An 11,537-nucleotide genomic window follows, 5' to 3' on the forward strand; every position below is an offset into this window, starting at 1 on the left:
GAGGACAGCCGCAACAACTTCGTCGTCGGCATGATCTCCAACGGCGAAGGCTGGCACAACAACCACCACGCCGACCCGCGCTCGGCGCGCCATGGCCACCAATGGTGGGAAATGGACAATACCTGGCTGACCATCCGATTCCTGGAACGGATCGGGCTGGCCACCGACGTGGTGCCGCCCAGCGCGCATCTCAGGGGACGACGCGGCGCCGCCAGGCTGGTCACGCGCGGATCGGACGGCGTTCCGGTCGATTAGAGGCCGGCCGGGAGGGCGACGGGTCGCCGAACCAAAAATTTCGAAAACAACCCCATGTACAGTAAGCAAGGGGGTCGTCGGCGTGGATACTTTGCCCGCGAAAACATTTTGACACGTCGGGCAAATCACCGGCACTATTTTAGGATCGCGCCTTTCAGGACCGCTCATGACGCTGCAGAAAGGCTGCTGGCAAAGACAGTGACTGCGCTGGTTCAACGTTCAAAGTTCTGATTACTGAACGGAGACGACTTGGGTATCTGGATGCGGATATACCCAACTTGACCCGCCTCGTGGCAGCTGTTGCATCCGGCCGTCAGTTCATCGAATGCCCTGACGTAGAGTGAGTGGTCTTTCTTGTTCGCCGCTTCCATCAAGCGTCTCAGAGGCTGGGCTACGAGCGCGATGTTATCAATCGGAAGACTCCGGTAAAATCCACTTGCGACATAGAAATCCCTTTCGAGCTTTTGAGCTTCATAGTTGAGCAAATCCCAGTTCTTTGCCTTTCCGATGGACCACAACTTGATATGGCGCAGCTGGATGTTTGCCATAATGTTGGCAAGTGTCGAAACAGCCGGTTCGGAGGCAAATGGAGGCGTAGCAAATGGCACATCTTCGGCAGCCATTGCTGGCGCGAGCATCAAGCTCAAGATCAAAAAAGCTGCCGGAAAACGCTTCACTGCTAAGCTCCCTGCCCTACCGATAGTAACTTTCAAATCCGCAACATGGATCAGCGGCAGGTCGATGCGTGACTGGCGCGAATTCGGAAGGCTTACTTCCGCATTAGGTGCTTGGTCGGCGTCACCGTGCTGGCGGGCACAGCCTCCGAGATCGAGAACGTCAGCCAGGTGTTCCAGCCGGACGCCCGGTTGGCGGCGTCGAACTCGCCATATCCCTTCAGGCCGAGAAACACATGGTTGGCTCCGATCGGGAAAATATATCCGACCTGCGGACCAATGCCGAGCACGCGGGAGCGGAAGCCGCCGAGCGCGGCCGGCTGTCCGAAGTCGTCGGTGATCTGCTGGTAGGCGTAGCCGACGAAACCGACGAAGACCTGCTTCGACAGGAACTTCGACGCGCCCCAGTCGAAATGGAAATCGATGCCGCTTCGATACTGCGTATCGGGATTCGTGAAATTGTAGGTGAAGCCGCCGACGCCCGAAAATTCAGTGCCGGTCGTGGGGTTCAGATAGGTGTAGCCGCCGCCGAAGTCGATGGCGCCGTGGCCGAGGCCGATGTTGGAGAGCCGGCCCGGATTGTAGTCGCCGACCGGAACGGCGCCTGTGCCGTAAACCATATAGTTGTGGACGCCGTTGTTCCACTTCAGCTTCAGGGTCGGATAGAGGTCGCCGTAGGAGACGAGCGCGTCCTCAAGGAAACCGTTGCGCGTGGTCACGATCGGTCCCGCCGCCGTCGTCAGCGTGCCGGAGAGGCTCGCGGAATTTCGGCCGTAGACGCTGGCGAGCGTCGCCGACAGCTGGCCGCCGAGCACCGGCGTCGCGAAAGTATAGGTCGGCGCGATCAGCATCAGGTCGGCCTGGCCGCGCAAGGCGACGTTCAGATCGATGTTGACGGTCGGGGAAAATCGTCCGACCTGGAATTCACGCGACGCGGCGGCTGCGCCCGACGCCCCCACGTTGGCGTGGTAGTAGATGGCAGCGATCGACCAGCCGGGCGTGACAGGCGTTGCGGCGAGGCTGCCGTACAGCCCCGGCAGCCAGAACGAAATGCCGCTTTCGTCGGCGCGCGCCGTTTGCGGGGAAAACACCACAAGCGCGGTGAAGGCGAGAGCACCGGTCAGCCGGGGCACGGTCAGAATGCTGCTTTTCATGGTCCTCACCTTTCAGCTATCCAGTAGTCTCGGTTAGTCTCGTTGGCTCTGCAACATCCGAGTACTCAATCGGACAGTCCCTGCTTCAATACCAATTTGTCGTGCTGCACATGACGAAAGAAAGCTATTGCTGAAGTTCAATTTCTCCGGGCCGCCAGGTCTTGTCGAACCAGGGCTGTGTCGGACCATAGAGGCGCAACAGGGTGTTCCAGCTCGTACCAGGGACCGTCTGCACCCAGTTCTTTTCCTGCCCCGCGGGAGCCTTTGGGCCGAAGAAGACGTCCACCGAACTGTCGGCGTTCACCTTGAGACCCTCGGTTTGGCTACCGACCGTCGGGAATTGCTGATCAGTCTGGATCATCGAACGTGTCTGATTGTCGTAGAGGATGACCGACCAGAAATTCTTGATCGGAATATTCGGCGGCAAATGCAGCTTGTACGACTTTCCCCCATCAAGCGCATCCCCCTTCGAGTCGACGAAGGCTGCCATGTATTGCGAGCCTTCGCCAACGGTTTTTGAATCCATCGCTGGCGTCACCCCGGTCGCATAGAAGAAAAAACCCGAGTAACCGTTCAACTTACGGGCGCCCTTGTCCTCAAACTTGTATCCGCCGATAAAGCCAAGCCGCCAATTGCTCTTGCTGTCGGGATAATAATAGCCGTCGGATCCTCGCCACTTGTACATTGTGGCGCGCGCCGTGGCGTCACCGACGACGGCCGCTTCGTTCAGTATCTTCTTCATGCGGTCGTCGGGCGCGAACGGCTTGCCCTTCGCAATTCCAATTGATGCCCAGAAGCCGAGAGTCGTGGGGTCGACGCTGTCGGTCGGTTCATCCTGCACGACTTTGTTGAGGAGTTCCCAGAACCGATAGTCCGCCGGCCCGACCATGTTGAACGGCTTGCCGGACATATTGACGAAATTGAGCTTCGGCGGATTGGCCGCCTGCTTCAGCGGGTAGATCTTCGTGAATTTCTTGACGGCATCCACGCCCGGCTTCGGATCACCATTGACCAGGAAGCTCCGCCAGGCCGTCCAGACGCTGAACGAGTTCGGACGAATGATGAAGTAGCCTTTCGGCACCTCACCCTTGTAGCCGGGCGGCAAGAAAAGGTATTTCCCGCCCTTCCCTCGATCCGGACCTGTGAGGCCGATGTCACCATTCCAATTATACCACATGTCATCGGCCAACCCGAGCACCTTGGGAGGGGCTTCGACGACGATGGGTCCGTCATGGAGGTCCAGCCAAAACCAGGTGTAGGGCGTGTTGTTGTTGGCAGTGAGCTCAGTGGTGCGAGAGTCGACCAATGTCTCCCAGATCGGCACGGTCGTGTTCGCGGGGCCGATTTTCAGAATGTTGTCGCGGTTGGCGACCTGGTTCACCACCGGCAGCGCCAGCAGATAGGCCTGGACTCCGCGCTGGAAGTCGAGATTGTCATACAGCTTGTCGACGGTCGCCGCGTCGGGAAAACCGCCGAAGAAATTCAGGGTCCCAAGGCGCGTTTCCACCTTGTCGGGAATAGCAACACCCGGGGGGGCGGGCGTTTGCATCTTGTATTGCTGTGCATTTGCAGCAAATGCCGAAAGCGCCATGAAGGAAAGTGCAGAGACCGCTACTCTAACTGGTTTCATCGTATTCTTGCCTTTTCAAAAGCCTGGCAACTCGCGGCGCAATGAAGGCGCGGCGCAAATCCCTGTCACTTATGCGCCGCAAGTCTTCTCAATCGGACAGACCCTTCTTCAGCACCGCCGCCTTGCGGCCCTGTACAGCTTCCTCACTGTCGGCCTTCTTCATTTCTTTCAACTCGATCGTCACCTGACCGATCTTGCCGGTAAACTTGAACGGCACCTTGTAGGCCTCGGTGACCGGAGTGCCTTCATCGGCGCCAACGTCAGCGCCTTCGTCCGCCGAGAAACCACAGCATTGGGTACGTTCGATACGGCCAGTGGCAACGCTCTTGCCGTTGACGAAGATCGTACCAACGCCGCCCTTGCCGATGCCGCCGCCGTCATAGACAAACTCGAAGCGGATATTTGCCTTGCCGGGAGACAACGCCTGCTTGGCGGCTACGGTGTAGCGCTGCAGGCCGAGGAAATTATAGGTGTAGGATGGCTTGCCATCCTTCAGGTACAGGCTCCAGCCCCCGAACCTGCCGGCCTGGGCAAGAATAGCTCCGCTTGCTCTGGCCTTCGGAACTTCAATATCGGCTGTGATCGCATGCGAACGATTTTTCGTATTGATGAAGACGTTCTCGGACATCCCGATCATGCCCTCGTGAACCGTCAGCGATGTACGGCCGGCCATCAAATCGGGCCGCCCGACCATGGCCGCGTTCAGCCGTTCCAAAGTCCGATCGTCGAGCGGCAGTACCGAATATTTGACCGCTTCGCTGAGGAAGAGCTCCTGAAGAGCCTTCAATTTCTCGGGGTTCTTCGCAGCCAGATCGTTCGTCAGGCTGAAGTCCGAGCGCGTGTCGTACAACTCCCAGATATCCTGCTCGAGCGGCCTGCGATTCTTGGTTTCCCAGGCGGCCCGATGAATCGTGCCGGCCAACCAGCCATCGTTGTAAATCGCACGGTTGCCGAAGATTTCGAAGTACTGCGTCGTATGCGTGCTCGGCGCCTTGGCATTGGCAAAGCTGTAAGCCATGCTTACGCCTTCGATGGGAGTCTGTGGCGTTCCATTCACGCTCTTTGGCTCGGGCAGCTTCGCGGCTTCGAGAATCGTCGGTGCGACATCGATGACATGGTGCCACTGCGAGCGCACCTCGCCCTTCGCCGCAATGCCCTTGGGCCAATGCACCACCATGCCGTTACGAGTGCCGCCATAGCTCGAGGCGACCTGCTTGGTCCAGGCGAAGGGCGTGTCACCCGCGACCGCCCAGCCGGCAGCGTAATGGCTGTATGTCATCGGGCTGCCGAGTTCATCGTAATGCTTGAGGATGTCCTGAACGCTCTCTTGCACTCCGTTGAAGTAGGTCATCTCGTTGAACAGGCCGTTCATGCCGCCTTCGGCGCTCGCCCCGTTGTCGCCGACGATATAGAATACCAGTGTGTTGTCGAGTTGCCCGGTCGCCTTGATGGCGTCGACCAGCCGTCCGATCTCGGTGTCGGCGTATTCGCCGAAGCCGGCGAAGACTTCCATCTGGCGGGCAAACAGTTTTTTCTCGTCAGGGCTCAGCTTGGCCCAATCCTTGATGGCTTCGGGCTTGGGCGCAAGCTTCGTGCCGGCAGGCACCACGCCCAGCTTGATCTGCCGCGCCAGCGTCTCCTCACGCAGCTTGTCCCAGCCTTGGTCAAACTTGCCCTTGTACTTCGCGATCCATTCTTTGGGCACGTGATGCGGCGCATGGGTCGCTCCCGGCGCGAAGTACATGAAGAACGGCTTATCCGGCGTCAGCGACTTCTGGTACTGCATCCAGCCGATCGCCTTGTTGGTCATGTCCGTCATGAAATGATAGTTGGGGTCTTTCGACGGCTCGACCTGGGTCATTCCATCGTAGATCAACGGCGCCCATTGGTTGGTTTCGCCGCCCATGAAACCGTAGAACTTGTCGAAGCCCTGGCGGGTCGGCCAACGGTCGGTCGGGCCGGAGGGACTCACCTCCCACGCAGCGGTCTCGTGGTTCTTGCCGAAATGGGCGGTGCTGTAGCCGTTCAGCCTTAGCATCTCCGCTACGGTGGCTACGCTGTTGGGGCGCTGTCCGGTCTGCCCCGGGAAGGTCGTCGCAGTTTCCGCAATCGAACCGAAATTGTTCATGTGATGGTTGCGGCCCGAGAGCAGGGCCGATCGGGTCGGCGAGCAGAGCGCCGCGGTGTGGAACTCGTTGTAGCGGAGCCCTTCGTTGGCCAGACGATCCACGGTCGGCATCTTGATGGGTCCGCCGAACGCGCTGGACTGGCCGAAACCCATGTCGTCGATCAGCACGACGAGCACGTTGGGCGCATTGGTGGGCGCCTTGACCTCGAATCGCGGCGGCGGCGTCGCATTGCGCGCATCGAACACGGTGGAGTGCGGATACTTGGGCTCGGGAATCGGCAGCACGGTGCGATCGGTCGGAAGCACCACCCCCGGTGAGACGGCCTGCTGCGCGTTCGCCGGAATTGCCAGCAGCGCGAAGGAAAGCGCGGCGACCGCCGTCGTTATAATACCATTCATACTACTGCCTCCGCGAAAGGAAGAACGGCAAATGAGTTGACCACGTTCAATCTGTTGGAAATACGCGGGACGCGGAAGCCCGCATCCCGGGAATCGGCTCCAGCCGTTCAGCGGCCGTATCAGCGCCAGCCGACGCGATTGACTGGACCGCCGCGATTCATCGGCGTTCCCCGAACTCCGACGCCGGGAGTTACCACGGCGCGCGCGTCCGGCCGTGGCCGCAGCACGACCCCGGGCCTGACGACGCATCCGACGGGATATGAGACATACTGGCAGTAGACCACCGCACTGGCCTTTTCAGTGCTTGAGGTGACGAAGCCGGCTACCAGCCCGGTGGTCAGCAGTGCCGACAATGCAATCGATAGCTTCATCCTGGCGTCCTCCATTGTTCAGTTCCAAGCATAATAAGATTGGACGATCCGTAAATTGAGGCAGATCAAACCACTTGAGAGCGTGAATATCGCGCAATGCCAATTGAACTCACTTCTTCCGTTCGACGGGAGTGCTTGCATGGCATCCTCCTTGCCTCCACTTGACACGATGCCGGTGCGGCCGATGATGGTGCAGTAGTCCGGCGTAGAATTGCGTGATCGCGGTTGGACGACAGGCTAAAAAAAAGGCGCTCCTTGGCACGCAAGCGACGCAAATCAGGCCGCAAAACACCGAAGGCGCCTGTGTCCTTGCCGGTTTCGTCGCCCCTGAATCCAGAGCCCATGCGGCAAGATCATACCATCGTGCCGAAGCGCGCGCTCTGGATCGCGCTGGCGGTCGCGGCGGCCGCCGTCTTCGCTTTCGGTGGCGCCTTCCAATTTTTCATTCAGAGCGGACCGGCTTCGCAGGTCCAGCGCCCGGCCGTCGCCGGCTTCGTCGGCAGCGAGACCTGCGCGGGGTGCCACCAGGCCGAAGCCAAATTGTGGAATGTCTCCCAACACAAAGCGGCAATGCAACACGCCACCGACAAGACAGTGCTCGGCAACTTCAACAATGCAAGCTTCGAGTACTACGGCGTAAGTTCCCGCTTCTTTCGCAAGGACGGAAAATTCCTGGTCGAGACCGACGGCCCGGACGGCAAGCTTGCCGTGTTCGAGGTGAAGCACACCTTCGGCATCGATCCGCTGCAGCAATATCTGGTCGAGTTTGCCGACGGCCGCTTGCAGGCGCTGTCGCTCGCTTGGGACAGCCGGCCGCAGGACAAGGGCGGCCAGCGCTGGTTTCACCTCTCCCCCAATGAGGAGATCAGACATAGCGATATCCTGCACTGGACCAAACTGAACCAGAACTGGAATTTCATGTGCGCGGAATGCCACTCCACCGGCGTCGCCAGGAATTACGACGCCAAGGCCGATCGCTTCGCAACATCGTGGGCGGAGATCAGCGTGGGCTGCGAGGCCTGTCATGGCCAGGGTTCGGCTCACGCTTCATGGGCGCGCGGACAGCAGGGCTGGTGGCCGTTCGGCAGGCGCGACGATTCGAGCAAGGGACTTATGGTGCGTTTCGACGAGCGCCGCGGCGTCGGCTGGCCGATCGACGCGCAGACCGGGACCGCCAGACGCAATGCAGCGCCGGCCACATTGCGCAAGGAGGTCGAGACCTGCGGCCTTTGCCACGCACGGCGCGCCGGATTCCACGCAGAATGGGTCCCTGGCCAGTGGCTGTCGCAAACCCATGCGGTCGAGACGCTCGCGCGCAACACCTATCACCCTGACGGACAGATCCGTGATGTCGAGGAGCCGTATAATTATACCCCGTTCAAGCAGGGCAAGATGTTTGCCGCCGGCGTCACTTGCAGCGATTGCCACGAGCCCCACAGCGCGAAACTTCGAGCTTCAGGAGAAGGTGTCTGCCTGCAATGTCATGCCCCCGACAAATTCGCCGGCGTCAAGCATCGCCACCATGCCGGCGTCGATCCACCGCCGACCTGCGTATCGTGCCACATGCAGGCCCGGACCTACATGGTCGTCGATCCCCGCCACGATCACGCCTTTCGAGTTCCGCGGCCGGATCTTTCGGTCAAGATGGGGACACCGAACGCGTGCAACGACTGCCACCGCGACAAGCCGGCGCAATGGGCCGCTACCGCGATCGAGCATTGGTACGGCCCCGACCGCAAGGGCTTTCAGACCTATGGACCGTCATTCCATGCGGCGCGCACCGGCCAGGCCGATGCCGCCGCGCTTCTTTCCGTCCTTGCCGCGGACCGCGATGCGCCGGCCGTGGCGCGCGCAAGCGCACTCGGCGAACTTGCCTCGCGCGTCACGCCGGCGAATATCGCGGCGGCACGCACCGCGATCGCCGATCCCGATCCGGTGGTACGGATCGGCGCCCTCGACATGCTGGAGAACGTCCCCGCCGATCAGGTCTGGCCCTTTGTTTCCCCGCTATTGTCCGATCCCGTCCGCGGTGTACGCATCAGGGCAGCCTCGCTGCTCGCGAACGTGCCTACCGCAAGCCAGCCCGAACGGGACCGCGCTGCCTTTGATCGGGTGGCCGCCGAATTCATCGCGGCGCAACGTGCCAATGCCGAGCGGCCGGAAGCCCGCACGGCGCTTGCAAATTTCCTTGCGCAGCGAGGTCTGAGTGCCGATGCCGAGACGGAATACAAGGCCGCGCTGAAGCTCAGCCCGCAGTATGCGACGGCGGCGATCAATCTGGCTGACCTCTATCGCCAGCGTGGCCGGGATGGCGACGGCGAAACTGTGCTTCGCGCGGCGCTCGCGGCATCGCCCCGCGATGCAGCCGCGCACCACGCACTCGGCCTGACCCTGACGCGACTGAAGAGGACGGCCGACGCGCTCGTCGAGTTTCGGAGAGCCACCGAGCTGGAGCCGGATGATGCACGCTACACCTATGTCTACGCCGTCGCGCTCCATTCCGGCGGACAGCGCGATGAAGCTATCGTGGTCCTGAAGGAAACGCTGCGGAGCCATCCCAACGATCGCGAGGTTCTGCAGGCGCTCGTTTCCTTCAGTCGCATGGCAGGGAATGCAACGGCGGCGCTCGGTTATGCCGAGCAACTCGCAATCGTCGCGCCGGGTGACAAAGACCTTGCGGCGGTGATTCTCGAACTTCGCAGGGCTGCCAAGTCGCAGCCACAATGACCGCTATGGGTCAAAGGACTAAACCGCTCGCGCGGTAGTGCTCCGCCGCCAGGTGCGCGCCGCGCCACCTTCATGGGGCCGGCATCCGCAAACCTTCATATTCGCGACAGAGTCGCAACAGCAGCAAGTCCCCGCGATGTCCTCTATGCAACCGCAAGCGGAAGTCAATTCAGTGGGTTGGTGGCTTTGCGGCAGGACATTGCGGCTTGTTGGTAACGCCTTGGATGTGTGCCGGGCATTCGACGTAACCCCGCCTCACGCCAGCCGTCAGCGCGGAAACTCCACCATCGCCTCGCCCGTCGCGACCTTCTCGCCCATCTGGTTGCGCACCATGACGTCGATAGGACCCAGCGCGAATTCGCCGTGACCTGCTTCGATTTGACGATGCCGGTCGGCTGGATGGTGTCGCCCGGTTTGACCGGCTTGACCCAGCGGGTTTCGAGGCGGCGGTGGATGGCGCCGGCGGGGTAGGCCCAGTCGGTGATCATGCGCGAGATCAGGCCGAAATTGTTCATGCCGTGCATGATGATGCCGCCGAAACTGGTCTTGCCGAAACTGCCCTTCATGTATTCGTCGTCGAGATGCAGCGGATTGTAGTCGAGCGAGCCGTCGCAGAACAGCCGGATGGATTCGCGGCTGACCGCGAATTTCGGCCCGTCGATGCTGTCGCCTTCGCCGAGATTTTCGAACGTGGTGGTCATGATTTCCCTCGCGTCATTCCGGCCGGATGGTCCAGCCGCGGCCGGAGCAGATCACGTCGCCGTGCTGGTTGAAGAAGACATTGTCGTGCACCACGAACAGCCGTTCGCGCTTGATGAACTTGTCGAGCGCGCGGGCCTGCAGCGTGATGACGTCGCCGGGGCGCGCGGGAATGTTGTAGCTCCAGGATTGCCCGGCATTGACCGTGCCCGGCGAGCGCATCCAGTCGTCGGCCGGGGTGCAGGCGAACATCAGCAGGATGTGGATCGACGGCGGCGCGATCAGCCCGCCATAGCGCGTGGTCCTGGCGTAGGCTTCGTCGAAATAGATCGGGTGGTCCTCGCCGACGGAAGCGCAGTAGAGCTCGATGGCGTCGCGCGTCAGGGTGTAGGGAATGGTCTTGCGCGGCACGCCGGGGACGATGTCGTCCCAGACCTTGCGCAGATTGGCGTGTTTCCAGAAATCGGTTTCGAAGGCTTCCGCCTGCGCCATCGCATCCTCCCTTTCCCGCCGCTATGATGAGGCCGGCTCGTTATGCCGCCTTGCGGAATTTGTTATATAGTATAATCAATTCGCGACCTTGTAAAATCAAGCCGACTTTGAGATCAAGCCGCCCTGCCGGGGAAACAACATGCCCAAACTGAAGCTGCCCAACATCGACGACGTCGTGGCGATCGATATCCACACCCACGCCGAGGAACCCTGCGGCATGCATGGCGACGACGGCTATGACGATTTCCAGGCGAAGATGGCCGACTACTTCAAGTCGCCGAACAAGCATCCGCCGACCGTGCAGGAAACCGCGGCCTATTACCGCGCCAAGAAGATCGCCGCCGTGATCTTCCCGGTCGATGCCGAGCGCGAGACCGGGTTCCGGCGCTACAACAATTACGAGATGCTGGAGATCGCGTCGGAGAATTCCGACGTGCTGATCCCGTTCGCCAGCATTGACCCGCACAAGGGCAAGCTCGGGGTTCGCGAGGCGAAGAAGCTGATCGAGGAATACGGCGTCCGCGGCTTCAAATTCCATCCGACCATGCAGGGCTTTTACCCCAACGACCGCATGGCCTATCCGCTGTATGAGGCCATCAACGATGGCGGCGCGATCGCGCTGTTTCACACCGGCCAGACCGGCGTCGGCAGCGGCATGCCCGGCGGCATGGGGATGCGGCTGAAATACTCCAACCCGATGTACATGGACGACGTGGCGGCGGATTTCCCCGACCTCAGGATCATTCTCGCGCACCCGTCATTTCCCTGGCAGGAAGAGGCGCTGTCGGTCGCGACCCACAAGCCCAACGTCTATATCGACCTGTCGGGCTGGTCGCCGAAATACTTCCCGCCGATCCTGGTGCGCTACATCAACACCATGCTGCAGGACAAGATGCTGTTCGGCTCGGACTGGCCGGTGATCACGCCGGACCGCTGGCTGTCGGATTTCGCCAAGCTGGAGATCCGCGACGAGGTGCGGCCCAAGGTGCTGAAGGCCAACGCGCGGAA

9 protein-coding genes and 1 pseudogene are annotated in these 11,537 nt (G+C 60.9%); 3 read left to right on the forward strand and 7 right to left on the reverse strand.

All coding sequences use genetic code 11. The features are described from left to right. Positions 1–255 (forward strand): annotated as a pseudogene (locus tag Q8N40_RS25175) (acyl-CoA desaturase); the annotation flags it as partial. 212 nt (positions 256–467) lie between these two features. Here the strand turns inward: Q8N40_RS25175 and Q8N40_RS25180 are convergent. The 5 genes from Q8N40_RS25180 to Q8N40_RS25200 all read right to left on the reverse strand — a co-directional run bounded on the left by Q8N40_RS25180 (position 468) and on the right by Q8N40_RS25200 (position 6,611). Further along, positions 468–932, reverse strand: a complete 465-nt coding sequence (locus Q8N40_RS25180; protein WP_305713733.1) for a hypothetical protein — start codon at positions 930–932, stop codon at positions 468–470. A gap of 92 nt (positions 933–1,024) precedes the next feature. After that, positions 1,025–2,083 (reverse strand): transporter, encoded by a 1,059-nt coding sequence (locus Q8N40_RS25185; protein WP_305713734.1) that lies wholly within the window; start codon positions 2,081–2,083, stop codon positions 1,025–1,027. Positions 2,084–2,207: 124 nt separating this feature from the next. Beyond that, positions 2,208–3,713, reverse strand: a complete 1,506-nt coding sequence (locus tag Q8N40_RS25190) for a DUF1254 domain-containing protein (protein ID WP_305713735.1) — start codon at positions 3,711–3,713, stop codon at positions 2,208–2,210. Positions 3,714–3,801: 88 nt separating this feature from the next. Then, positions 3,802–6,126, reverse strand: coding sequence for an arylsulfatase (locus Q8N40_RS25195; RefSeq protein WP_305713736.1), 2,325 nt, complete (start codon positions 6,124–6,126; stop codon positions 3,802–3,804). A gap of 233 nt (positions 6,127–6,359) precedes the next feature. After that, the gene (locus Q8N40_RS25200; RefSeq protein WP_305713737.1) at positions 6,360–6,611 is read right to left on the reverse strand and encodes a hypothetical protein; all 252 of its coding nucleotides are present in this window, start codon (positions 6,609–6,611) and stop codon (positions 6,360–6,362) included. 342 nt (positions 6,612–6,953) lie between these two features. Between Q8N40_RS25200 and Q8N40_RS25205 the strand changes: the two genes are divergently transcribed. Further along, on the forward strand, positions 6,954–9,338 hold the full coding sequence (locus tag Q8N40_RS25205) for a tetratricopeptide repeat protein (RefSeq protein WP_305713738.1): 2,385 nt from the start codon (positions 6,954–6,956) through the stop codon (positions 9,336–9,338). Positions 9,339–9,502: 164 nt separating this feature from the next. On the opposite strand, the gene Q8N40_RS25210 is transcribed toward Q8N40_RS25205, so the two are convergent. Beyond that, positions 9,503–10,039 (reverse strand): MaoC family dehydratase, encoded by a 537-nt coding sequence (locus Q8N40_RS25210; RefSeq protein ID WP_305713739.1) that lies wholly within the window; start codon positions 10,037–10,039, stop codon positions 9,503–9,505. 13 nt (positions 10,040–10,052) lie between these two features. Further along, positions 10,053–10,529 carry a MaoC family dehydratase gene (locus tag Q8N40_RS25215; protein ID WP_305713740.1) on the reverse strand — a complete coding sequence of 159 codons (477 nt, stop codon included), beginning with the start codon at positions 10,527–10,529 and terminating at the stop codon, positions 10,053–10,055. Positions 10,530–10,668: 139 nt separating this feature from the next. Here Q8N40_RS25215 and Q8N40_RS25220 point away from each other — a divergent pair. Then, positions 10,669–11,537, forward strand: an 869-nt coding sequence (locus tag Q8N40_RS25220; protein WP_305713741.1) for an amidohydrolase family protein, incomplete at its 3' end; no start/stop codon positions are given.

The sequence above is a fragment of the Bradyrhizobium sp. genome (assembly GCF_030693485.1).
In the GTDB taxonomy this organism is placed as follows: domain Bacteria; phylum Pseudomonadota; class Alphaproteobacteria; order Rhizobiales; family Xanthobacteraceae; genus Bradyrhizobium.